The organism is Bacillus sp. FSL K6-1033, from assembly GCF_038630765.1.
GTDB lineage: Bacteria > Bacillota > Bacilli > Bacillales > Bacillaceae > Bacillus > Bacillus altitudinis.
Genome location: NZ_CP152041.1, coordinates 2,120,149 through 2,144,170, shown reverse-complemented (window position 1 = coordinate 2,144,170; position 24,022 = coordinate 2,120,149). Strand labels below are relative to the sequence as shown.

The 24,022-nt window shown below is 41.1% G+C and carries 29 protein-coding genes and 1 other annotated feature; of the genes, 19 read left to right on the top strand and 10 right to left on the bottom strand.

Annotated elements, in window-relative coordinates:
* The first annotated feature begins 102 nt into the window (after positions 1-102).
* Entirely contained in the window at positions 103-594 is a 492-nt protein-coding gene (locus tag MHH31_RS10925; protein WP_039165869.1) for a DinB family protein, read from the top strand.
* A gap of 35 nt (positions 595-629) precedes the next feature.
* On the opposite strand, the gene proC is transcribed toward MHH31_RS10925, so the two are convergent.
* Entirely contained in the window at positions 630-1,457 is an 828-nt protein-coding gene (gene proC, locus MHH31_RS10920) for a pyrroline-5-carboxylate reductase (protein ID WP_024718913.1), read from the bottom strand.
* Positions 1,458-1,498: 41 nt separating this feature from the next.
* Positions 1,499-1,710: a binding site (T-box leader), on the bottom strand.
* 169 nt (positions 1,711-1,879) lie between these two features.
* On the opposite strand from proC, the gene MHH31_RS10915 reads away from it, so the two are divergent.
* Together MHH31_RS10915 and MHH31_RS10910 are read left to right on the top strand one after the other, a co-directional pair.
* The gene (locus tag MHH31_RS10915) at positions 1,880-2,842 is read left to right on the top strand and encodes an MBL fold metallo-hydrolase (RefSeq protein WP_249855929.1); all 963 of its coding nucleotides are present in this window, start codon (positions 1,880-1,882) and stop codon (positions 2,840-2,842) included.
* Positions 2,843-3,619, top strand: a complete 777-nt coding sequence (locus MHH31_RS10910; protein WP_144665762.1) for an SDR family oxidoreductase — start codon at positions 2,843-2,845, stop codon at positions 3,617-3,619.
* A gap of 17 nt (positions 3,620-3,636) precedes the next feature.
* Here MHH31_RS10910 and MHH31_RS10905 read toward each other — a convergent pair whose 3' ends face one another.
* The gene (locus MHH31_RS10905) at positions 3,637-4,059 is read right to left on the bottom strand and encodes a VOC family protein (RefSeq protein ID WP_231947209.1); all 423 of its coding nucleotides are present in this window, start codon (positions 4,057-4,059) and stop codon (positions 3,637-3,639) included.
* 8 nt (positions 4,060-4,067) lie between these two features.
* Positions 4,068-5,396, bottom strand: coding sequence for a CoA-disulfide reductase (locus tag MHH31_RS10900; RefSeq protein ID WP_342494805.1), 1,329 nt, complete (start codon positions 5,394-5,396; stop codon positions 4,068-4,070).
* 188 nt (positions 5,397-5,584) lie between these two features.
* On the opposite strand from MHH31_RS10900, the gene coaA reads away from it, so the two are divergent.
* Positions 5,585-6,544: a type I pantothenate kinase gene (gene coaA, locus MHH31_RS10895; RefSeq protein ID WP_008342294.1), complete on the top strand. Its 960-nt coding sequence runs from the start codon at positions 5,585-5,587 to the stop codon at positions 6,542-6,544.
* Positions 6,545-6,574: 30 nt separating this feature from the next.
* Here the strand turns inward: coaA and MHH31_RS10890 are convergent, their stop codons facing one another.
* The 4 genes from MHH31_RS10890 to MHH31_RS10875 form a co-directional block, all read right to left on the bottom strand.
* A complete protein-coding gene (locus tag MHH31_RS10890) occupies positions 6,575-7,810 on the bottom strand; it encodes an MFS transporter (protein WP_008343828.1) in 1,236 nt (411 codons plus the stop codon).
* 231 nt (positions 7,811-8,041) lie between these two features.
* The gene (locus MHH31_RS10885) at positions 8,042-8,386 is read right to left on the bottom strand and encodes a YolD-like family protein (protein WP_017367544.1); all 345 of its coding nucleotides are present in this window, start codon (positions 8,384-8,386) and stop codon (positions 8,042-8,044) included.
* Between the two features lie 15 nt (positions 8,387-8,401).
* On the bottom strand, positions 8,402-9,634 hold the full coding sequence (locus MHH31_RS10880) for a DNA polymerase IV (protein ID WP_073414018.1): 1,233 nt from the start codon (positions 9,632-9,634) through the stop codon (positions 8,402-8,404).
* Between the two features lie 141 nt (positions 9,635-9,775).
* Positions 9,776-10,225, bottom strand: coding sequence for a YfmQ family protein (locus MHH31_RS10875; protein ID WP_024718948.1), 450 nt, complete (start codon positions 10,223-10,225; stop codon positions 9,776-9,778).
* A gap of 282 nt (positions 10,226-10,507) precedes the next feature.
* On the opposite strand from MHH31_RS10875, the gene MHH31_RS10870 reads away from it, so the two are divergent.
* Positions 10,508-10,987, top strand: a complete 480-nt coding sequence (locus tag MHH31_RS10870) for a GNAT family N-acetyltransferase (protein ID WP_007501073.1) — start codon at positions 10,508-10,510, stop codon at positions 10,985-10,987.
* Complete coding sequence (locus tag MHH31_RS10865; RefSeq protein ID WP_342494804.1) at positions 10,984-11,958, top strand: GNAT family N-acetyltransferase; 975 nt, start codon at positions 10,984-10,986, stop codon at positions 11,956-11,958. Before MHH31_RS10870 ends, MHH31_RS10865 begins: the two co-directional genes overlap by 4 nt.
* Positions 11,959-11,975: 17 nt before the next feature.
* On the opposite strand, the gene MHH31_RS10860 is transcribed toward MHH31_RS10865, so the two are convergent.
* The gene (locus MHH31_RS10860; protein WP_342494803.1) at positions 11,976-12,683 is read right to left on the bottom strand and encodes an expansin EXLX1 family cellulose-binding protein; all 708 of its coding nucleotides are present in this window, start codon (positions 12,681-12,683) and stop codon (positions 11,976-11,978) included.
* Between the two features lie 212 nt (positions 12,684-12,895).
* Between MHH31_RS10860 and MHH31_RS10855 the strand changes: the two genes are divergently transcribed.
* The 3 genes from MHH31_RS10855 to MHH31_RS10845 all read left to right on the top strand — a co-directional run bounded on the left by MHH31_RS10855 (position 12,896) and on the right by MHH31_RS10845 (position 15,037).
* The gene (locus tag MHH31_RS10855; protein WP_039165847.1) at positions 12,896-13,222 is read left to right on the top strand and encodes an iron-sulfur cluster biosynthesis family protein; all 327 of its coding nucleotides are present in this window, start codon (positions 12,896-12,898) and stop codon (positions 13,220-13,222) included.
* Positions 13,223-13,234: 12 nt separating this feature from the next.
* Positions 13,235-13,474, top strand: a complete 240-nt coding sequence (locus MHH31_RS10850) for a YqkC family protein (protein ID WP_008343836.1) — start codon at positions 13,235-13,237, stop codon at positions 13,472-13,474.
* A 300-nt stretch (positions 13,475-13,774) separates the two neighbouring features.
* The gene (locus MHH31_RS10845) at positions 13,775-15,037 is read left to right on the top strand and encodes a tetratricopeptide repeat protein (RefSeq protein ID WP_277518703.1); all 1,263 of its coding nucleotides are present in this window, start codon (positions 13,775-13,777) and stop codon (positions 15,035-15,037) included.
* Between the two features lie 24 nt (positions 15,038-15,061).
* On the opposite strand, the gene MHH31_RS10840 is transcribed toward MHH31_RS10845, so the two are convergent.
* Positions 15,062-15,991, bottom strand: a complete 930-nt coding sequence (locus MHH31_RS10840) for an alpha/beta fold hydrolase (protein WP_342494802.1) — start codon at positions 15,989-15,991, stop codon at positions 15,062-15,064.
* A 119-nt stretch (positions 15,992-16,110) separates the two neighbouring features.
* Between MHH31_RS10840 and MHH31_RS10835 the strand changes: the two genes are divergently transcribed.
* A complete protein-coding gene (locus MHH31_RS10835) occupies positions 16,111-16,335 on the top strand; it encodes a YqkE family protein (protein ID WP_008343840.1) in 225 nt (74 codons plus the stop codon).
* Between the two features lie 175 nt (positions 16,336-16,510).
* Here the strand turns inward: MHH31_RS10835 and MHH31_RS10830 are convergent, their stop codons facing one another.
* On the bottom strand, positions 16,511-17,437 hold the full coding sequence (locus tag MHH31_RS10830; RefSeq protein ID WP_324657372.1) for an aldo/keto reductase: 927 nt from the start codon (positions 17,435-17,437) through the stop codon (positions 16,511-16,513).
* 168 nt (positions 17,438-17,605) lie between these two features.
* Between MHH31_RS10830 and MHH31_RS10825 the strand changes: the two genes are divergently transcribed.
* The 9 genes from MHH31_RS10825 to xerD all read left to right on the top strand — a co-directional run bounded on the left by MHH31_RS10825 (position 17,606) and on the right by xerD (position 23,888).
* Entirely contained in the window at positions 17,606-18,163 is a 558-nt protein-coding gene (locus tag MHH31_RS10825) for an NUDIX hydrolase (RefSeq protein ID WP_272511680.1), read from the top strand.
* A complete protein-coding gene (locus MHH31_RS10820; protein WP_050827375.1) occupies positions 18,160-19,341 on the top strand; it encodes a TIGR00375 family protein in 1,182 nt (393 codons plus the stop codon). The genes MHH31_RS10825 and MHH31_RS10820 overlap by 4 nt, the downstream gene beginning before the upstream one ends.
* Positions 19,328-19,780: a GNAT family N-acetyltransferase gene (locus MHH31_RS10815; protein ID WP_272511678.1), complete on the top strand. Its 453-nt coding sequence runs from the start codon at positions 19,328-19,330 to the stop codon at positions 19,778-19,780. Before MHH31_RS10820 ends, MHH31_RS10815 begins: the two co-directional genes overlap by 14 nt.
* A 68-nt stretch (positions 19,781-19,848) precedes the next feature.
* Entirely contained in the window at positions 19,849-20,070 is a 222-nt protein-coding gene (locus MHH31_RS10810) for a hypothetical protein (protein WP_008344413.1), read from the top strand.
* A 111-nt stretch (positions 20,071-20,181) separates the two neighbouring features.
* Complete coding sequence (locus MHH31_RS10805) at positions 20,182-21,312, top strand: S8 family peptidase (RefSeq protein ID WP_017367533.1); 1,131 nt, start codon at positions 20,182-20,184, stop codon at positions 21,310-21,312.
* Between the two features lie 115 nt (positions 21,313-21,427).
* Positions 21,428-22,072, top strand: a complete 645-nt coding sequence (spoIIM, locus tag MHH31_RS10800; protein ID WP_017367532.1) for a stage II sporulation protein M — start codon at positions 21,428-21,430, stop codon at positions 22,070-22,072.
* Between the two features lie 121 nt (positions 22,073-22,193).
* Positions 22,194-22,646 (top strand): ferric iron uptake transcriptional regulator, encoded by a 453-nt coding sequence (gene fur, locus MHH31_RS10795; RefSeq protein ID WP_003215577.1) that lies wholly within the window; start codon positions 22,194-22,196, stop codon positions 22,644-22,646.
* 117 nt (positions 22,647-22,763) lie between these two features.
* On the top strand, positions 22,764-22,991 hold the full coding sequence (locus MHH31_RS10790) for a YqzK family protein (protein ID WP_008344420.1): 228 nt from the start codon (positions 22,764-22,766) through the stop codon (positions 22,989-22,991).
* Between the two features lie 6 nt (positions 22,992-22,997).
* Positions 22,998-23,888: a site-specific tyrosine recombinase XerD gene (gene xerD / locus MHH31_RS10785; RefSeq protein ID WP_007501057.1), complete on the top strand. Its 891-nt coding sequence runs from the start codon at positions 22,998-23,000 to the stop codon at positions 23,886-23,888.
* The last annotated feature ends 134 nt before the right edge of the window (positions 23,889-24,022 follow it).

Below are 24,022 nucleotides of genomic sequence, written 5' to 3'. Positions count from 1 at the left end.
TCATGATAGGGCTTTTCTTTTTGATTTTAATCACCTTCTGTCTAAAGAAATAGAGTATGATATAGAATGATACTTACATATATTTGAAGGGGGATTGTGAGAGTGAAAACAGGAGTACTAACAAAAACAGAGATCATGACATCACTTCAAGAGAGTTTGCGTAAGCTTGAGGAGTTATTATGGACATGTGATGAGGCTACATTAGATGAATCTTTTGGGGAAGGCAAGTGGTCGATTAAACAAATTGTTGGACATTTGTATGATACAGAAGAAGTCTGGTCAGAGCGGATAGAGCAGGCAATATCAAATGAGCACACGCTTTTCGCATCATATGATCCAGAGATATATGTGAAGGGAAGAGCTTATGAAACGTATACCGCACAAGAGGTCAGTGCATTGATCGAGCGCTTAAAAGAGAGCAGAAACAAAACACTACAACTATTAGAAAAGGATACATGGGATTTTTCTGGCCTCCATCCTGAAGAAGGGGTGATGACAGTCCAAATATTAGCTGAAACCATTGCTTTACATGAAATTCATCACCTCGATCAAATCAAAGCCATCATGTCCATGAGAGCATCGAGTGATAGATGAAAAGCACCTGTCATCAAGGCAGGTGCTTTGCTCTCTTACTTATACGTACTCGCTGAAAACATATCGTTTAATTCTGCTGCGCGTTTTGTCGCTGTTTTCACACAATCGACAATCGCTTCTTCAAATTGATAGGAAGCAAGGGTATTCAGTCCTGCTTCTGTCGTTCCACCTTCGCTCGTAATTTCTTTGCGCAATTCAGCAGGTTCCTTACCGCTATCCTGCAGCATATTTGCAGCCCCTGCAATCATTTGACAAATGAGCAATTTCGCTGTCTCTTGGTCCATCCCAAGTTCCGATGCACCTCGCTCCATTCCTTCAATCAAATGATAAATAAAGGCAGGACCGCTGCCTGCAATGGCTGTGACCGCATTCAGCTGTGATTCATCTAAAACCGTCACATGACCGATCGTTTCAAACAGCTGAACTGCTTTTTCCTTTTGCGCCTCTGTGACTTCATCACTGACTGCAATGCCAGTAGCTGATTGTTGTATGGCTGCTGATGTATTTGGCATCGCACGAACCACCGCCGTTTTTGCGCCAGCATAATGCTGAATGGTTTCAATAGAAATGCCCGCTAAAATAGAAATAATCAGCTGTCCATTTAAATGGGGCCTTACTTCAGAAATGCCACTTTCCGCATCTTTTGGTTTTAAAGCAAACACCAGCATATCGGCTTCTTCATAAATAAAGGAACGAGCGAAATCTGTTTTGACTCCATAACGTGCATTTAATTCTTCTAATCGTTTTTCATTTGTTTTATTTGTGACAATGATATCTTCATTTGACATAATGCCGCTCTTTAAAAGACCTTTAATCATAGACTCGGCCATTGAGCCTGCACCAATAAATCCAATTTTACTCATAAGCTGCTCCTCCTTGTAGAAAATAAAAAAACCTCTCGTCTGCAAAGGACGAAAGGTTTTTCGCGGTACCACCCTCAATTAGCATGCAATGTTGCATACTCAGCTCTAGTCCCTTAACGCGGGAAACGTTTAGGTTTGCCTAACAGCTCAAAGGGCAGGTTCAGCAAATAAGAGGATGGTGAAGTCTTACAGCCGGCGGACCTCACTCTCTTGCATCGTTATTTTGCTTACTAATCCTTGTCATCGCGCATCTTATATTTGTTGTTCATTATGCAACGATGGACAAGTTTGTGTCAATAGGGAGAGATAAAAAAATTGACCATCTAAACCGCATGACAGTCTGCCCTTTGCAAGATACAATGAATAAAGAAGAGTGAGTTCAGATGATCTATGAGTCAAAAATCAGGAGATGACGTATAAAAGTGAAAGAAGAAATGATTCAATTATCCATCCCTACACCGTTTGCGGTGGGGGATGTCCATGCATATGTATTAAAAGGCGATGCCGTGACCTTAGTCGATTGCGGACCGATGACACAAGAGGCACAGCATGCCTTTGTCACGCAATTAAAGGAACATCATTTAACAATAGATGATATTGATCAAGTGGTTTTGACACATCATCATGCAGATCATGTCGGTCTTTTAGATCTGATGAAACCCCATGTCCGTGTCATCGGACACGAGTTGAATGAGCCCTATATTAGTCAGGATGAAGCGTTTAAACAGCGTCAAATCCATTTTATGAATGATTTTTTTCAGCAGTTAGGTGTGCCGCTTCGTCAAGGTGAGTGTGAAAGAATTGTGAGGCAGTCCTATACATATTCATGTACGGCACATGTCGATGACGTCATAAAAGAAGGCGATCGTTTGAAGGGGCATGAGCACTTCCAAGTGCTAGAGACCCCGGGACATGCACAATCTCATCTTTCTTTTTTAGATGAAACAACAGGGAATTTCATCGGCGGTGATCTGCTGCTTACGACCATTTCTTCCAATCCGTTAATGGAAGCGCCAATGAAAGGAACAGAACGTCAAAAATCGCTGCTTCAATATAAAGCATCACTCGAGCGTTTATTGCATTTGCCCATTCAGGCGATTTATCCAGGGCATGGCCAGCTCATTACCTCTCATCACGAATTGATCGAAGAAAGATTTAAAAAACAGGAAAAACGGGCAAATACGATGTATCAGCTGCTTCAACGAAAGGAAATGACCGCCTTTCATCTTTGTCGCACCCTATTTCCGGGCCTGTATGAAGAAGCATTATTTCTGACAATGTCTGAGACAGTCGGACAGCTTGATGTGCTTTTAGCGGCTGGACATATTGAAGAAGTGCAAAAAGACGGAATCCTCTACTATCGAGCAAATGAAGGAGTGAAATAAATGGGGCGACTAACAGGAAAGAGAATATGGATTACAGGTGCTTCAGGCGGTATTGGTGAAAAGATGGCGTACTTGGCAGCAGCCGAAGGAGCAGAAATCATTGTGTCGGCAAGACGAATTGAAAAGCTCGCAGGTGTACAAGAAAAGATTATAAGTGCTGGCGGCGTATGTCACATCGTTCAGCTTGATGTCAGTCAGCTTGAGGACATTGATCAAGCCTATCAACAAGTGGGTGCTGTTGATATTTTGGTGAACAATGCCGGCTTTGGTGTGTTCGATCTCGTCGAGGACGCATCCATTGAGGAAATGGTGTCGATGTTTGAGGTCAATGTCTTTGGTTTAATTGCCTGCACAAAAAAGGTCCTTCCTGAGATGAAACAAAGAGGGAAGGGACATATTATCAATATAGCGTCACAGGCAGGCAAAATTGCCACCCCTAAATCCGCCATCTATTCCGCATCAAAACATGCGGTTCTCGGATTTTCAAACAGCCTCAGAATGGAGCTGGCAGACAGCGGAATTCATGTCACAACCGTCAATCCAGGACCGATTGCCACAGACTTCTTTACCATTGCAGACCGCAGTGGTGAATATGTGAAAAATGTTGATTTTATGATGCTCAGTGCTGACAAGGTAGCAGGGAAGGTCGTATCCGCCATGATGACAAAAAAAAGAGAGATTAATTTACCAGGATGGATGAATGCTGGCAGTAAGTTGTATCAATTATTCCCGTTTTTATTTGAAAAAGCAGCACGTAAAGCGATGATGAAAAAGTAACAAAAAAAAGAAACCGGTCACAGGCTGGTTTCTTTTTTTGTTTGATGGGGCTTGATATTGGTGACGCCAAAGACATTGCCATCAACATCTTCGAAGCTAAAACCGCCTAAGTCTGGGTCAGCTAATATTTGAATATCTGATACAGTCACTTCATGCTCGCTTAAATACTGGTGAAAGTTTTTTAAATCCTTCACAAATAGATCAATCATACTATGCCGAACTCCTGTAAAAGAGTTCATAAAGTAGATTCGTTTCTCGTGTTTTGTTTTGACGAGATAAAAAGAAGGTCCCTCGCCATGAGTAAAAGTGAGCATGGCTGCTTCTTCTGATTGATGTAGAACGATCATCTCTAAAATCTGTTCATACCAAGAGACAGCCCGGGGGATATCAGTCACAGGAATTTCAATAGTAGCAATTTGTTGAATGGTCAATGGCTTCACTCCTTTTTCTATATTCGTCTTGCCGCTTGCTGAAGTGGATCCCATACACTGTTAAAAGGAGGGGCATAGCTAATATCTAAATCTTCAAGGTCTGTCACAGTCAGCCCTTGATAAAGAGCAGTTGCCATGACATCAATTCGTTTATCAACACCTTCTTTACCGATGATTTGTGCGCCAAGCAAGGTGTGATCATCGCTTCTGTAAATCAGTTTCACTTTTATTTTCTCTGCATCTGGGTAATATCCAGCGTGGTCAGTGCTGTCGATGGTGATGGTGGAGAAAGGAAGGCCCGCGTCTTTTGCTTCTTTCTCTGATAAACCCGTTCGCCCTGCTGTCACGTCCATAAATTTCATCACCGCTGTGCCGGTTACGCCTTGAAACGCACGGTTTGTTCCTGTCATATGAAAGCCTGCGATTCTTCCTTGTTTATTTGCTGTCGTGCCGAGCGGAATATAGTCCAGTTCCTTTTTGATACGGTGATAGGTTGCTGCGCAGTCACCCGCCGCATAGATATCTTGTACATTCGTCTGCATGTATTCATTCACAACAACTGCACCATTTTGAAGACGCTGAATTCCTGTGCTGTCTAAAAAGGATGTTTGCGGAGTGACGCCAACGGCAATGATGACCATATCTGTTTCAATTGTCTGTTTGTCTGTTTGAACAGCTGTTACATGTGTCTTGCCCTTCAATTTTTGCACTGTTTCACCAAGTACTACTTGAATGCTTTGATTGTCCGCTTCTTCTTTCAGATATTTTGCCATATCGGGATCAAAGCCTGGGCCAAGTGTTGCACCCCGCTGAATGATATGAACATCTTTGCCTAGCCCTTTTAAATTTTCTGCCATTTCTAAGCCGATATATCCTCCTCCGATGATCGTGATATGTGTGACGTCTTTTTTTAGATTGTCTAAAATAGACAGCGCATGCGGGATTGTTTTTAATACGTGGACACCTTCTAATGAATGACTGTCTAGATCAAGTGTGACGGGGCTTGCTCCTGTCGCAATTAACAGGCGGTCATACGTTTCTGTAAAGGGCTCTTTTGTTTTAGAATGAATACCCGATACTGTTTTTTGCTCCGGGTCAATTGAGGTCACTTCGTGTAAGCATCTGGCATCAATTCCGTATTTGTCACGAAAAGTGTCAGCGCTACGTGCGATGAGTTTTCTGTGATGATCAATGAGACCGCCGATCAAGTAGGGGAGTCCGCACTGTCCATATGAGAAAATCTCTCCTTTTTCAAAAGCTACAATTTGCGCATCTGGATCCTCTCTATATATTTGCATAGCGCAGCTCATTCCTGCTGCATCTCCGCCAATCATCACATATTTCATTTGGTGTGCTCCCTTCTATCTATCAAACTGAATACTCTTATTTACCCTCATTTTCCTTTATTTAATGCTTTTTTTTCGCAAAAGAAGCAAACTTTCGTTGAAAAATAAAGACAGCGCCTTCATTTTAAGCTACAATCGGATTATCGTCTTTTTGGTTATGAGTTTAGTTTAGATTGGTGGGAAAGACTTTGGGTGACGAACGACTAGATTTTAATACACTATATACACGCCATACGAGAGAGGCATGGGCCGCTCTTGGAGAATATATGCCGGTATCTGTTTCAGAAGAAGAAGTGAGAGCACTTCAAGGATTAAACGACTACTTATCGCTAGAAGAAGTTCGAGATATTTACATACCGCTTATTCGGTTTCTGACATTACATGTCTTTGCAGAAAAACAAAAAAATCAGCATGTCAATGCTTTTTTAAACTATCCGCATCATGCGAAAATCCCTTTTTTAATTGGGATTGCAGGAAGTGTGGCCGTCGGAAAAAGCACGACAGCACGTATTATTGAAACACTTTTATCAAGGCTTGGAGATGGGCTGAAGGTGAGTCTCGTAACAACGGACGGCTTTTTGTATCCTCAAAAAGAGTTAAAAGATCGGGGGCTGATGGAAAAGAAAGGCTTCCCGGAAAGCTATGATGTTAAAGCGCTACTTTCGTTTTTAAATGAATTAAAATCAGGGAAACAAACTGTGCATGCACCTGTATATTCACATCTGACCTATGACCGTCTTGAAGGGGTGTATGAAACAGTAGAAGATGCAGATATTGTCATCATTGAAGGGATCAACGTGTTGCAATCACCGGCACTGGATGATCTGAAGGATGAGCCGCGCGTGTTTGTATCAGATTACTTCGATTTTTCGATTTATGTAGATGCCGCTGAGACGCAAATTCAATGCTGGTATAAAGAACGGTTCCGTTTGCTGCGGGAAACAGCCTTCCAAGATCCTGAATCCTTCTTTCATCAATACAAAGATTTGACGGATGAAGAAGCAGATCAGATGGCAAGCACGATTTGGAATACAGTGAACCGGCCTAATTTATATGAAAATATTTTGCCGACAAAATATAGAGCCGATTTGATTTTAAAAAAAGGCGATCAGCATAAGGTGGAAGAGATCGCCATCCGCAGGGTATAAAGAAAACCGCTCAATTGAGAGCGGTTTTTTTTAATGACCTCCACTTACTTTCACAGCCACGGCAGCCGCCGTTCGTTTTTTTAGGCGGTAGTATCCGATGAGTAAAAACGGAACGCCTGCAGCGGTGACAATCGCCAAGACTGAAAAAATAGAAAGGGGATGGGCTGCGCCAAATAAGTCAATACACAATCCTCCGACAAACGGTCCGACGACGCTGCCGAGCTGAGAAAACCCCATTGCGCCGAAGTATGACCCTTTCACTTCAGGTTTTGCAATATTGTCTACAAACAGATCCATCATCGCAAAGAGCAGCACTTCACCAATCGTAAACACGACAATGATGAAAGCAAGCGTACCGAGACTTTGTGAAAAAGCAATGGCAAATAAACTGCCTGCTAGAAGCACGTTCCCAGTCGTTAATGACAAAATCGTTGAATAGCGCTTAGCGATCATAATCAGCGGGTACTGAACGACAATGACAACCACTGCGTTTAAGGATAAAAGATACCCAAACAGTTTAGGGCCATCCTCAATCATAGGGGATGCCGATAAATATTGAGGCAGTGTTGAGCTTAGGTGTGAATAGCCAAATGAACATAAAGTAACGCCAATGAGGATGATGCTAAAGACCGTATCTTTCTGAATAATGGAAAGAGCTTTTTTGACGCCGATTTGTTTGGTGCTTTCTGGAGCAGCCACTGGATGCTTTTGAAATTGCCATGCCAGCGTTAACCCGTACAACAAGTAAATGAGGGCAGCGACGAGAAATGGAAAAGTCGTTTTTGATGACCCGAGATATAAGCCAAGCAGCGGGCCGAAAATGACACCAATGTTAATGGCCGTATACCGTAAGTTAAAGACAAACAACCGAATGCTCGATGGGGTGACATCGGATAAGAGTGCTTTAGACGTTGGTTCAAACAGCGCCCGGCACAGTCCATTTAAAGCATTCATAAAAAAGAAGACCCAAATGGCATCTGCAAATGCGAAGCCAACAAAGACAAGTGTCCAGCCAAAGATGGATAAAAGCATGACCTTTTTTCTGCCGATTCGGTCGGAAACATAGCCGCCGTAAAAACTCGCAACAATCCCAATAAGAGAGCTGACGGCAATGATCAATCCAGCTGAAGAGGCTGAGGCGCCTTTGACTTGTGTCAAATAAACGGCTAAAAAGGGAATGCTCATGGATGTCGCCATTCGGCCAAATATCGTGCCGATGATGATCGTCCAACTAAGTGGATGTAAAGTGCGTAAGTTATTTTTCATGCTGTGTCTCCCCTGAGTTTGTAAGATGTTCCAATCATACATGAAAAATTGTGCAAATTAAATACACAATTTGATGGAGGAGTCATCCGTCAAATGACAGAGAAGCTTGAACCGTTCCGTTCATTCGAAGAGCATATGCCTCGTTTTCAAGGTTTTAAGCCTTGATGGGTCATAATTTTTTCGGAAAAACGAAGCGGGTTTTTCAATGATCATGTTTTCGTTTTGCGAAAATCAATTGAGATCGATGGCAATAATTTGATGTAAGGAAAGGTTTAGAACATCTTCGTCATTCACGATTTTCATTTGGCGTGTTTCATAATGAATGGCTTTCACCCAGCCCCAAAACTGTGCTTTCATGCCTGATGAGACATATGTCACGCAAATCGCTTGATCCTCGGTAATCGACTGTGTGATCAAAACATTCATTTCCTCTAGTTGATCGGAGCTGAGCGGTAGAGGTGTATATTCTTTTTTCTTTCGTTTTTGAGCAAGTAGTTGCTCTCGGTGCTCTGGTAGCATCATTCGGCTTGATTCCCACATGATGTTGTATCCAGGTGTTAATTTATTGGGATTCATGCTTGTTCGCCTCCGTTATTTGTAATGCCCGCCAATTTTTTCGGCGCGGTGATATACCTGCCCTGCGCTTGTCAGTGACGAAGCATGCAATAATGCCGCAGGTCCATATTTCAGATGGATTTCATCAAATACTTTGCTGAGTTGATCTTTCTTCAAATGATGATCAAATAAAGTCAGCTGATAGTGGCTGTCAGGCTGCAGCTGTGAGAGGGTAATGCCTACACTGCGAATGGGCTGGCCATCCCAGTGCTGCTGGCATAGCTGAATCGCTGCCTCTGCAATATCTGAGCCATACTGTGTCGGTGAATGAAGCTTCATTTGTCGATGAAAGCCTGTTGGATGTGAAAAATCAGCCCCTCTTACACCAACAGACACCGTTTGACCGAGATAATGCTTAAAACGTGCCCGCCTAGCGACTTCCTCACTCAATTCAAGAAGAGCGACTTTGATCTCCTCAAAAGATGCGTAATCACGGGGAAGGGTCATATGATGCCCAACGGCTTTTTGTTGATCATGTGTGTGAATAGTGACTGGGGAGGGATCGTGTCCTAAAGCTGTTCGCTGCAGAAGCTCCCCATTGATTCCCCAGCGTTTTTTTAATCGGTCTAACGGATAAGTAGCAAGTGTGCCAATGGTACTGATGCCCATTCGTTTCAAATGATGCTCCATTCGTTTGCCGACGCCAAATAATTTTCCAATTGGAAGCGGCCATAAATCAGCAGCAACCCGGTCGGCACTCAGTTCGTAGATGCCGGATGTGTTTTTTTTGGCAAAATGGTCACAGGCCATTTTAGCGAGCACTTTATTAGGGCCGATGCCCACACGTGCGTAAATGCCAGTCTGATTCATAATCGTTGTTTGTATATGTTGAGCGATCTCATGTGGAGAGCCGAATAGTGTAAGACTGCCTGTAATATCAAGAAACTGTTCATCAATGGAATATGGCTCGACAAGGTCTGTGTATTGTTCAAGCAGTTCTGTAATCATGACAGAGACATCGAGATAGCGCTGCATACGTGGACGTACAACCACTGCTTCAGGACATTTCTCCTGTGCTTCCCATAACCTTGATGCATTTTGTACACCACGTTTCTTCGCGAGAGGGCAGGCTGCCAGGACGACTCCGCTTCTTCGTTCTGGATCTCCAGAGACAATGAGCGGTACATTCTCCAAATGAGGCGCCTCCACCTTCTCGACTGATGCATAAAATGACTGCATATCCACAAGCAGAATGGCTCGTTCATTCATTGTACTTCACCTCTTAGAACGTATGTTCTGTATCTATTGTAAACAACATGAGGTGAAATTCATACTGGTAAATCATTCAAAAGCTGTCCATACAAAAAAGACGAAGTGGTGAACACTTCGTCTCGTCTGCTGCAACGATTGTTAGGCATGTGCCATGTTGTGGAATGTTTGGAGCGGTTCAGAACGCAGACGATAAGCCATCAGCTTTTTCTTTGGCTTATGTGTAAACTGCCGAACCACATCCACATGGTCATCATAATGGAACAGATAAAGGGTGACATCATGTTTCCCATGCTTTGTTTGCATAGTAAGCGGCGCTGGCCCTTCATTCGGATGAAGAAAGCGTTCTTCATCACCAGGGTAAATATAATAGCGTTCAATAAAGATCGCATCATTAAAATGTTGAATGATTTCAGATGCTCGCTGCTCATCAAGCGAACGACCTTGAAAAGTAATATTTGTTTGCTCACTTGTTACTTTAGCATGTACGGCGTAGCGGCTAAAAAGGCGCTCAACAACACCAGAAGGCAAAGAGGTGACAAGCAGCTTTAAAAGACTAAATACAACAAGCGAAATAACAACCCAAACCAATCTCATCATCTCCAATAAACATTTGTACCATTTCCTATATGAACCATCTTAACATAACAAATGAATGAAACTTTCGCACAAAAAGTGAACTTTTTGAAATAAGTGTGAAGATTTAAAAGGAGATGACGGCTGAAAGACGAAGAACCAACAAGTGAACATGAAAAAAGACGGGCATACTGTCTTTACAACCATTTGATCAGACAGTAGACTATTGAAACAATCGCATTTTTGAGAAAAAACGAATCAAAGGAAAGCCAAAATGGAAAAAGGGGCGAGGCCATCATGATACGTCAAGTGAAACCGTCAGATTTTTACGCAGTCACATCCGTCATTCAAAGCTGGTGGGGAGGCAGAGATTTGCGTGCAAAATTGCCAAAGCTCTTTTTTGAACATTTCCAGCAAACAAGTTTCGTTGTCGTTGAAAAGGGAGAGCTGATCGGCTTTTTGGTTGGTTTTTTATCGCAATCTCATTCGGATGAAGCCTATATTCACTTTGTTGGCGTCCACCCAGATCACCGTAAATTAAAGATAGGTAAAATCCTCTATCAAGCTTTTTATGAAGCGGCTGAAAAGGAAGGAAGAACAACAATTAAAGCTGTCACAGCTCCTATCAATAAAGTCTCCATTGCTTACCATACAAAACTCGGGTTTCAGATAGAAAAGGGAGATAAAACAGTAGATGGCATCTCAGTCTTTTCAGATTACGATGGCATTCATGAAGACCGTGTGTTATTTGTGAAGAAGCTGGAGGCAATGAAATGATTGTTTATTTAGATCACACAATAAGTGATGTAGCAAAGCAGATTTTACATATTCAACTAGCTGCATACCAACAAGAAGCTGAACAAATTGGCTATGCTGATCTTCCGCCATTAAAAGAGACCATTCAAGATGTCATGAAAGCAAAAGAGCAATTTATTGGTTTTCAGCAACATGATCTCTTATTAGGTGTAGTCTCTTATGAAGAGCTGAAAGATTGTTTGATCATTAGTCGATTGGCTGTGCATCCAAAAGCGCTAAAGCAGGGTATTGGAACAAGACTTATGTCCACAATCATAGAGAAGAATGTTCCGATAGAACTGACCACAGGGCAGGAAAACACCCCTGCAAAAAGGCTATATGAAAAATTAGGGTTTTTTGAAACAAATGTCATTCATGTGGCAAAAGAGCTCACCCTATCAAAAATGAAATGGACACCGCGACGCAAGGTTGAGGTTGTCGAATTCAAAAAAGAATGGCATGAAGAATTCCGTCAAGAAAAGCAGCGACTCAAGCAAATCATTCAAAAAAGCTGGATAGAAGGCTACCATATAGGCAGCACGTCAGTTACAGGACTTGTTGCCAAACCAATTATAGATATATTAATAGAAGTAAGCGATATAGAAGAGATTGATAGAAAAAAAGAGAGATTTGAACACCTTGGATACGAAGCGCTCGGTGAAAATGGTATAAAAGGGAGACGTTTTTTTCAAAAGGGTGGCTTGAATCGTACGCATCATGTCCATGTGTATGAAAGGAATCATCCTGATGTGAAAAGACATTTATTGTTTCGAGATTACTTAAGACTCCACCCAGAACGATCTGAAGCGTATGCGTCTGTCAAGGAACAATTAGCAAAACAGTATCCGGAAGATATACAAAGCTATATGGCGGGAAAGAATGAAATCATAAAAGAAATAGAAAATGAGGCATATCGCTGGGATAAAGAAGGAAGAGAGGGAGCTCTTAAATAAGCTGCCTCTTCTCCTCGTTAATTAGGAAGCTGAACATTGCCTTTTACAATATAGGCCTGTGAAGCAGCAGTAGATGGAAGAGCGGGTAATTGATCCTTTACTATGACCCCGCGAATATCTGTGATTCGAACAGGAAGAGATGTAGACCCCATTTGAAAGCCAAGGAAATGGTTGTAGTCGGTCTTTTCCATGTTCACCCATTGTCCATCTTTATAATATTCCATTTTCATAATCGGGTATTTATGATTGCGCACTTGAATCGCAGCCCACCACTCACTGCTACCTTCCTTTATTCTGTAAGCTACATTTCCGCTAATCGGTGCTTTTATAATTTTCCAACTAATTGGGATTTTTCCGTCTGCCATATTGCCAATTTTGGCAAAGGCATTAGGAGAAAGATCAAGAGCTCCTTTTGCTCCTTCTGGATATTTATCGGTTACATACACAACGGTTTTTCCTTTTGGCCCCGTTACTTCAAGGTAAGCCCCTGCAAGTGCCGCATTTACCCCTTTATAGTTATAGTCATGGGGATTTAAAGCCGTAATTTTCATGTCAGAGGGAATAGGATCTAATAAAGCGGCGCCCCCTGAGTAACCAGATCCCGTATAAGTCGCATAGCTTTCTCGTACTTCATCAAGGATAGATGCCGCTTTCATGTTGGGCATAGTGAAACTCAACATCAATATCAGCGCCCCGATAAAGCAGAGAGATAATCTTTTTTTCACGATCTAAAACCTCCTGTTTCTTCTTTTAAAATTGATAGCGTCATCAGTATAATTCTAAAAAACAGGATGCAGAAAGAGCCAATAGATAGATATAATCCTAGTGAGAAGAGCGTGTATTTCAAAGAGTATGACTTTCGGATTTAGTCGTGTGTCCTGTTTTATGGTGTTTTATGTGTTACAATGTAAGCATCAATTTAAAAAGGATGTTCGCCATGTATATTCACATCACAGAACTGGCTAAAACGTATATAGAAAAACAGCAAACAGGAAACGGAACGAAGGAATTACTGCTTCGCTACGATTCAGAAGGTTGTGGCTGTGCAGTGAGTGGCGTACCGATGCTTTGGTTAACAAGTGAAAGAACAGGTGAATGGGAACCACTTAAAAATAGCCAACATTTAAAACTATATATACACACAGCACAAAAGGTGTTTTTTGACGAGGAAATGACGATTGATTTTAATGAAAAAGCCAATACACTTATGTTGAAAAGTCCTCAACAAATACTCAGCCCGAGAATGGGTATACTTGTAAAGTAAGGTGGAAACGTAGTGGATCAAAAGCTGAAAGTGATACAAAATACGGCACAAAATAAAACGTGGGTGTCGTTTTTAAATAATAATCATCCATATAGCCTTTTGCACTGGTCAATCGGTGGAATGGATTCAGTAAAAAAGGACGTCTGGCTTCTCCAAGATGAAGTCACATTTGAAACGGAAGAATTTCCAACGCTTGAATTAGCAGTCAGTTGGATAAAAGAGAATATGGAACACGTAACAGATGTGTTATAAGCCCTTTGCTGAAGAGGGCTTTTTTTGTGCCATCATCATCTCATCAAACAGGAGAACTGTCTAATTTGAAAAATGAGATTTCTCAACGATAAAAAGTCATTTTTAACAAACATTTCGACAAAATGAGAAAAATAGAAAGAGAAAAATAGAGACTGTAAATGCCGAAAAATCGGCAATGAAAGCGGTTATTGCGGGATACCGAAAACTTTACGAAAAACGACATTTCATATTTCTTCCATTCGAGGGAATATGATAGAATACAACATGTATCGTACATGAGGAGGGAGGTGCTAAGGTGAATTGAAGCTCAAGCTGTCATCGCCTCAGGTTGGAATCAAAATAAACGAATGGTATAGGCAGATTTGCGGATTTCATGTCATGAAAGCAGAGAAGCTAAAGGCCGAGATCGAGCAGGAAATCCTTGAGATGGAGCAAGATCAGAACTTGCTGCTTTTTTACCAGCTGATGGATTTTCGACATAAGGTCATGCTTGAATATTTTGAACCGGCAAAAAAAGCCTCGAATGATGAGGAGATTAAGAAGCTTCTAGAAACAATTGAACATTCGCAGACCAAATTAACAGATATGCTTGAATACTATGTTCATTTTTTTACAGGAATGTTTGAATTTGAACAGAGAAACTATTTGAGCGCCATTGCTTATTACCGTTCCGCAGAAAAAAAGCTCAATCTCATATCAGATGATATAGAAAGAGCAGAATTTTATTTTAAATTAGCAGAAATATACTACCACATGAAACAAACCCACTTTTCGATGCACTATGCTTTGCAAGCGTTAGATACGTACTCTGCCTACAGAACGTACACGCTGAGAATCATCCACTGTGAATTTGTCATAGGTGCAAACTATGATGATTTGAAATGCTATGAACATGCATTGCCCTACTTTAAAAATGCTCTAAAGCGAGCACGCTCAATTGGAAACCCTCGAGTCATAGGTTCGGCCCTTTTCAACTTAGGTAACTGCTATTACCAAATGAACGATCTTGCTACAGCAAGTCGCTATCTCAAAGACTCTCTTGAAGTGTTTGAAAAGGAGAATTTAACCCATCTGAATCGCTCTCTAGACCCACTATTTATGCTGACCCAAATCCTGTTTAAACAAAAACAAATAGAAGAGTCGTTAACCCTCTATCAACAAGGTATTATGAAAGCCTGTGAATTAGAAGATGAAATTTACATCTGCAAGTTTCAGTTTTTAAAAGCATTATACGTTGATGCAGAAATAAAAATCATAGACGATACATTAGATTTGTTGGAGGACAAGCGTTTATACCCAGATATTGAGGAACTGGCACTTGATGCGGCTCATTATTATAATGAGCTTGGATTATTTGAAGTTTCTACCCGGTATTACGAAAGGAAAATTCAAGCCATATCAAAAATTCAAAATGGAGGTCATTTATATGAAAATGAGTTTGATAGTTCTTTTATTGGCAGCAACTGCAGGGTTATCGGTCATGAGTCAGCAGCAATCGGAAGAGAGCCATATGGAGCTTGCGGGCAGACACCATACAACAGTGGTGACTATCGTATAAGTTAGCAAAAAGAGGAGACGAACGGCTGTTCATTCTCCTCTTTCATTTTGATTGAATTGAAATGCTTCCAAAAATGCTTCGACCTCTTGTTCATAGACTTCCTTATTGTCACTATAAGACATCGCATGCGCACCATGTGGCGCAATAAATAGCCGTTTATCACCTTTTTTGCGTGCGTATAACTGCTCGCTTTGCTCACAAGGGATATAGTCATCATGGAGGCTATGAATAAAAAGGATAGGTTCTTTCACCTGATCGATGACATCAAGTGGAGAAACTTGCCGAATGCTGTAACCGTCCCGCCATTTCAACACTTGATCACTTAGTGGAAGAATCCACTGTCCTGAAAGACGAAAATCTGTTTTTAATCGATACAGAAGCTGATCCTCAAAGGAAGCAAAAGGACAATCAGCGATGTAAAAATTGGCGTTTGCATCCGGTTTTGCAGCATATAATAAAGTTGTGACTGCGCCCATCGATTCTCCGTGTATCCCAATGATTGCTTTTTCCCCAAGCCTTTTTCTCAGCCACTTGACGACTTGAGCCAAATCTTCTTTTTCATAATATCCATAGCTCGTTGTTTTTCCGCCGCTCATCCCATGTCTTCTATGATCATAAAGCAGCACATTCCATCCAAGCTTTTGGAATAATTTCATATACTTCACGGAATTGATCAAACTGACTGTAACCCCGTGACAAAGAACGATGGTGCGTGTTGTATGAGGGGTCGGTACAAAATAGCCATGAAGATCATAACCAAATGTTGAAGGAATACAAACTTTCTCTTTTTGCAGCTGTTGAAACTCCTCGTGATGATAGTGCCCTTCATCTGATTCTCGTTTGATGAGCTCTTCATCCGTTAATTTTCGTATATACATCATTTTATTGGTAAAAAAAATGCCGATTGCAGCGAGTGGAAATAATACCAAGGCGAGTATAGCGAGCCATTTCTTCTTCAAGCTGATTCTTCCTTTCCGAAGGGTTTCTATGAAGATCATACCACATGTTGGGAGTTTGGCGTGACTCTTGCTGAGCAAATAAAACGGATGATACACTAAAGCAAAAGGAGAGAGGCAAAGTGAAAAAGACCAATCAAGATCAAGCAAAGCTAAAGGACGGCATAAAGGATGATGTGAAACAGCAGCTCCTTCAAATGAAGCAGAATCTGGCCGCCGAGACAGAAAAAAGAGAAGAACAAAAACGACAAGACCTCCTTCGGCAACAGAAAGAAAAAGAAAAAAATAAAAGCTTCTCAGAGCTGCTAGATGAAAGTCATTTAGACTGGAGAAAGTATAAAAGTTAAAAAAGGGAGCTATGATGCTCCCTTTTTTATGTTATATCATTGAGATGAATACATACTACATGAGCCTGAGAGAAAACACGTCTAACTCCCTCGTATCACTTCATTTCAGAATCGCACCAATAGGGTTGTACATTAAAACAAAACATAAGTGGCAAGCTGTTCTTCCATTTGTCTTCTATTGATTCAAACGATGCGTCTCATACACAGACTGTTTTGTGAAATATGACAAAGCTTTAACTTCTTGGTCGCTTAATGAACGCGCATTTGCCGCTGCCACGTTCTCTTTTAACTGTTTCACCGAGCTTGCGCCAAAAACAACAGAGCTGACTGCAGAATGCTTGAGCAAGTATTGAATGGACAGCTCTGTCAGTGATAGGTCATAAGCGACTTTCTTTAACGAAGGAATGATTTGCTGGAGCTCTTCAAATGAATATTCAAGATACCCGTTCTTTTGAATCGCAGCACTTGCTTGCGAAAGGGGTTTTTCAGTTAATAATCCTTTTGCTAAAGGACCTCTTGCCACGACACTAATGCTTTGTTCTTTAAGAAGAGAAAACCATTCTTCTGGGCGGCGATCGAGTAAACTATATTGCATCATCACACTCACGATATTTGATTTTTTGGCGTATTCTTTAATGACATTTGGACGGATCGACGATATGCCGTAATAGCGAATGACACCTTCTTCAACCAATTCTTCAAATGCCTCGATGGTTTCGTCAATTGGATCGTCAATTGTGCCGCCATGCAATTGATATAAATCAATATAATCTGTTTGAAGTCGTTTCAGACTTTGTTTCACTGCCTCTTTTATATATGCTTTTGAAGGATCCCAGTCCCAGCCAGGTTTGCCTTTTTCAAAGCGGTTTCCGCCTTTTGTGGCCAAAATCAAATCTTGGCGTCTGTTCTTAATGGCTTCCCCGACGATTTCCTCATTTGTTCCAAAATCATATAAATCAGCTGTATCCAAATAGTTAATCCCAAGATCAATGGCTTCATCTAATAAAGAGAGCGCTTTTTCTTTTTCAGTCCCGAGAGACATACATCCTAGTGCCGCCTCACTAACCAAGAGATCAGAGGTGCCAATTCGTCTTTTTTTCAATTCAATCACACTCCTATCCTTTCACATTAAGTGAAACAATTCTGGAATTCAAGCTAGGTGATTTCAAAAGGCACATTGAAGCGGGCATCCGCATTTTGGCTTCTCCTAAAACATCTATGTTAAAATGAATGAAGTAAAAAGTGAAAGTAGAACGAGGAGCTGACAAAATTGAAGGACTTTGAAGAAAAAACATTATCGTCAAAAACATTATATAACGGAAAAATCATTGACTTGGTTCTTGAAGATGTAGCATTGCCGAACGGAAAACCAGGCAAACGCGAAATCATTAAACATCCAGGTGCAGTAGCAGTCATTGCACGTACAGACGAGAATAAAATCATTTTGGTCAAGCAATACCGTAAAGCACTGGAGAGATCCATCGTTGAAATTCCGGCTGGAAAATTAGAAAAAGGAGAAGAGCCGGCACATACAGCACTGAGAGAATTAGAAGAAGAAACAGGTTATACAACTCAGGCGCTCCAAAAGCTGACAGCCTTTTATACATCACCAGGGTTTGCGGATGAAATTGTTCATATCTACCTTGCCGATCAGCTGGTCCCGCTTGAAGAAAAACGCGAGTTGGATGAGGATGAATTTGTTGAAGTGATGGAAGTTTCACTAGAAGAAGCGCTGCAACTCATTGAGAAACAACATATTTATGATGCGAAAACAGCCTATGCCATTCAATACTTACAATTGCAAGAGGTACTTAAGTCTACAAAATGAGGGAATTCTTTGCAGATATCCATATTCATATTGGTCGAACAAGAACAGGCAGGGCTGTCAAAATTACAGGTGCAAGGTCACTGACCATTGACCAAATTCTCATTGAAGCGTCTCAAAGTAAAGGGATGGGGATGATTGGTGTGATTGATGCACAATCTCCTGAAGTACTAGAAGAATTGATAGAAGGTGTAGAGGAAGGCATATACACGGAACTAAGCGATGGCGGGTTATCATTTGGAAAGACCGTTTTGCTTTTAGGCAGTGAGCTAGAAATCAATGATGACCAATCAAAAGGTCCGATTCATGTGCTTGCCTTTATGCCCACGCTTCGTAAAATGTCTGAGTTTTCCGCATGGCTTTCTCTTCATATGAAAAATGTGCATTTGAGTTCACAGCGGTTATATGTGGATGGGAGAACGCTTCAGCATAAGGTGAAGGAACTAGGGGGATTATTTATTCCTGCCCATATTTTTACGCCGCATAAAAGTTTATACGGCAAAGGGGTCAATACTTCTTTAACCGAAGTATTCGATCCAGAACTCATTGATGCTGTTGAGCTTGGCCTTAGCTGTGATACGTCTATGGCCTCCCAGCTAAGTGAGCTAAACCGTTATCCTTTTTTAACAAATTCAGATGCCCATTCTTTAGGGAAAATTGCGCGGGAATATACTAAGATCCGAATGGATCATGCCTCCTTTGCTGAATTTGAGCTAGCGCTTCAAGGAAAAGATGGCAGAAATATCACTGGAAATTATGGGCTCGCTCCGCGGCTCGGAAAGTATTATCATACGACCTGTGAGAAATGCGGGGTAAGACCTGACAGTCAGGATCAAGAAAAGTGCCAAGCATGCGGCCATACCCGAATGACAAAAGGGGTGAGTGAGCGGTTAAAGGAGCTTGCTGACCAAGAAAGTGACAAAGGAATAAGGCCTCCTTATGTTCACCAGCTTCCCCTTCATTTTATTCCGGGTGTTGGAGCCAAAACGTTAGAAAAGTTAAAAGCTGTCTTTCATACAGAGATGAATATTCTTCATCAAGCAACAGAACAAGAATTAAAAGCGGTCCTGCCTGAGAAAACAGCCGATTACATCATCAAAGCAAGAAGAGGTGAAGTTGGACTGATAGCTGGCGGAGGCGGAGTCTACGGTAAGGTGGATATCAATCATGAATCAACTTAAATGGACATGTCACACATTTGAACAACTGTCTAAAGAGGACCTTTACCTGATTTTAATGGAAAGAGTGAATGTGTTTGTTGTAGAACAAACATGTCCTTATCCTGAAATTGATCATCGTGATCAAGAGGCGCTGCATGTCATCGCCAAAGAGAACGGCACGATTGTCGCTTATTGCCGCATTTTCCAAAGCGGGATCATGTACAAAGAGGCGTCCATTGGTCGTGTCCTTGTGACGAAGGCCGGCCGGAAAAAAGGTTACGGGAAGATCCTGCTCGATCAGGCGATAAAAAAGCTCAGTGAATTAGGCGAAACAAAGATTAAAATCCAAGCACAGGCTTATTTGAAATCGTTCTACGAATCGTTTGGCTTCGTAGCTGTCTCAGATTGTTATGATGAGGATGGAATTCCGCATCTTGATATGGTAAGAAAAGAAAGATAGGCGTGAATACGTCTATCTTTTTTAGGTGCGTTCATGTATCATAACGACAACGAAAGGGGTTTTGCGAAATGGGAAAAAGCAAAGCAAAGAAAAAGAGAGAACACCTTCAAAGGCAGCACAGCCGAAATCCAGAACAATCGAGAGGAAATATGCCGCATTTTAGTACACACGAAAGAAAGACAAAAACAAAACAAGAAGCCTTGCAGCATATGATGAAAAAACATAAAGGCAGGAATGCTTATGATCGCTATGAACAGGATCATAAGCATTTTTATTTTGCTTTTTTGTGACAAGTAGATCAAATAATTGGAAAAATTTTAAAAAATAGGACAAACGGTCGTTTCTTTTTGTCTAAAAATGTAGTTAAATGACAAAAAGAAATGAAAGGGAGAGTGGGTATCGTGAAGGTCAAATCATTTGGAGCAGGGCTTTGTATGGCAAGTATGCTACTGGCATCGATGACATTCGGCGCATCAGATGTATCTGCAAAGGATCAAGCAAAAAAAGAGTATATGATTGGTTTTTCTTCTTCCGTTCAAGATAAAACACAAAAACAGCTTGTTGAAAAAGCTGGCGGTCATGTGAAAGAATCAATAGAGAAAATAGATATGATGAAAGTTTCGTTGAACGAAGCATCAAAAGAAAAACTACATCAAGCAAAAGAAGTTACTTTTATTGAGGAAGACCAAAAAGCGAAAACAAGCGGTCAAAGCGTCCCTTATGGCATTAAAAGCATCAAAGCACAAAAGGTACATAAACGAGGATATACCGGACAGAATGTCAAAGTAGCTGTTCTTGACAGTGGAATCGACGGCAAGCATGAAGATTTACATGTAACTGGTGGTGTCAGCTTTGTTCCAACAGAGTCCGATCCGCTTGTTGACCCGCATGAACACGGAACCCATGTTGCGGGCACGATCGCAGCACTAGATAATAAGGTAGGCGTCGTGGGTGTGGCACCAAAAGCTTCAATCTATGCGGTGAAAGTGGCAGATGAAAATGGTGACGGCTACTATAGCTGGATCATTAAAGGCATTGAATGGGCGATTGAGAATGAGATGGATGTCATCAATATTAGTATGGGGGGAGCAAGTGAATCGGAGGCGCTGAAAGAAGCGGTAGATCGAGCATATGACAACGGGATTCTCATTGTCGCATCTGCAGGAAATGCTGGGAGCTACGGGTCACTTAATACGATAGATTACCCGGCCAAATACAGCTCTGTCATGGCAGTCGCATCTGTGGATCAACGAAAGCAAAGAGCCTTTGATTCCTCTGTTGGGGAAGAAGTGGAAGTATCAGCACCAGGCGTTTCAACATTAAGTACCATTCCTCATAACGAATATGGATATAAGAGTGGAACGTCTATGGCATCACCTCATGTAGCTGGTGCTGCGGCAGTCATTCTATCAAAACATCCGAATCTGACAAATGATGAAGTGCGTGAAAGGCTGACAAAAACGGCAACAAAACTTGGCGAACCTTTTTATTATGGCGCTGGGCTTGTGAACGTACAAAAAGCTGCACGATAAAGGAAACGAGAAAGCAGTGTACAGCTGCTTTCTCGTTTTTCTTTTCATAAAACTGTCATGTTTCGTCTGCTCTCTCATAGAATCTAGTAACCTTTACTATTTGGGAGGAAGGCGCATGCGAAAAAAGTCTTGGAAAGAACATCTTCTTCAGCACGTGAAAGATCATTTATCAATTTATTTGTTTGTTTCTGTACTATTTTTAATGGGCGTCATTTTTGGAGCCATTATCGTCAATAGTATGACAATGAGTCAGAAAGAGGATTTATTCTATTATTTAAATCAATTTTTTGGTCAACTGACGAATGAGAAAGCAGCAGAATCAAAAGAAATGTTTTTGCAAAGCTTTTTGCATCATATGAAATATTTGGGCCTCATGTGGATACTCGGAATTTCCATCATTGGCCTGCCGCTTATTTTTCTTATGATTTTTTTAAAAGGGATTGTAGTTGGGTTTACTGTCGGTTTTTTGGTCAATCAAATGGGGCTTAGCGGTTTTTTTCTATCTTTTGTCTCGGTGCTTCCTCAAAATATCTTGCTCATTCCAGCGTATTTAGTGATCGGAACTTGTGCGATTGCGTTCTCCATTCGTTTAATTGGTCAGCTTTTTATGAAAAAAACCATCAGTCAAGCGCCAATCCATTGGTTTGGCCGGTATGCTTCTGTCCTACTGATGATTTTAACCCTCGCTGCTCTTTCGTCCTTTTTTGAATCATACTTATCATTCATGCTGATGAAAAAGCTGGCAGGTGTTCTGTTTTGATGATTTTATAATCGTTATTAAATAATAATCAATTTATTTATCAATTTAAAATGATTATAGTTGGCTCTCTGCACATCATTTGATATAATGATCAAGTAATGTGGCGTAGGAGGGAAAGTCAATGGAAAATCGGATTGATCGAATTAAGAAACAGCTTCATTCTTCCAGCTATAAGCTCACGCCACAGCGTGAAGCAACAGTAAGAGTACTGCTTGAGAATGAAGAAGACCATTTAAGTGCAGAAGATGTATACCTCCTCGTAAAAGAGAAGTCTCCTGAAATTGGTCTTGCTACTGTTTATCGGACGTTAGAATTGCTTACTGAACTGAAAGTTGTTGATAAAATTAACTTTGGAGACGGCGTTTCGCGATATGATCTTCGCAAAGAAGGAGCCGCTCACTTCCATCACCATCTTGTCTGCATGGAATGCGGAACAGTCGATGAGATAGAAGATGATTTATTAGAAGATGTTGAAGAGATTATTGAACGCGACTGGAAATTTAAAATTAAGGATCATAGATTGACATTCCATGGTATTTGCCACCGGTGTCATGATGATGAATCCGGCAAATAATCCGAATTGGAACCTTTTCATTCAAAATGAAAAGGTTTTTTGCATGTTCGCTGTATATTCCTTGTCCCACCTGGCATATGCTGAAGTAATGAGAACACGAGAAAGGACATGAAGAACATGCGAAAATGGCTCAAAACAACAGGTGAAGTAATGAAAGTATTTATCTTGTTCACTGGTTTTACCGTCCTGTTCTATTATGCTATGATATGGATAAATTCAGAATATGAAAGCTATCATCGTTATGATAAACCAGAAGGTGCAGCGATAAAAGTGATGGAAATGGATCAGCCGAAACAAGACAGCTGGCAGGATCGATTGATTTATTTTTATCAAAACGGGGAGTAGAAACCATTGAAGGATCAATTATCCGACTTTATTCATTTTATGACAGTAGAGAGAGGACTCTCTGAAAATACCATTGTCTCTTATAAAAGAGATTTACAGAACTATTTGTCTTTTTTAATGACGCATGAACAATTGACAGATGTAAAAGACGTCACACGCCTTCATATTATTCATTATTTAAAACAGTTAAAAGACGAGGGGAAATCGAGTAAAACGTCCGTCCGTCATCTATCATCGATACGCTCCTTTCATCAATTTTTGCTCCGTGAAAAAGTGACAACAGATGACCCGTCATGGAACATTGAATCACAAAAAACAGAGCGGAAATTACCGAAAGTTCTATCATTAGATGAGGTAGAAAAGCTGCTCGATACACCTAAGCAGCAAACACCATTTGACTACCGTGACAAAGCCATGCTCGAACTTTTATATGCAACAGGTATTCGCGTAAGTGAAATGCTTGATCTGACTCTTGCAGATGTGCATCTGACCATGGGGTTTATCCGCTGTTTTGGAAAAGGAAGAAAAGAGCGGATCGTGCCTATTGGTGAAGCTGCTGCAAGTGCGATTGAAGTGTATATAGAAAAAGGAAGAAACAAGCTGCTCAAAAAACAGCCGGCCGATGCCTTATTTCTGAATCATCACGGAAAAAAAATGTCGCGGCAGGGCTTTTGGAAGAACTTAAAGAAACGAGCCATAGAAGCAGGTATTCAAAAAGAATTGACGCCTCATACGCTCAGACATTCATTTGCGACACATTTGCTTGAAAACGGTGCGGATCTTAGAGCCGTACAGGAAATGCTTGGACATGCCGATATTTCTACTACACAAATTTACACACATGTCACAAAAACAAGATTAAAAGACGTGTATCACAAATTCCATCCAAGGGCATAAGTAAAGCATGGCACGGTGAACGTGTATCATGCTTTTTTATGTTTGGACCGTTTATGGTTGTCAATTGACTTGAAAACGGTTTATACTTGAGATGTCTGACCTCTCCAGTTGTGAAAGGTGAAAGGACAAGAATA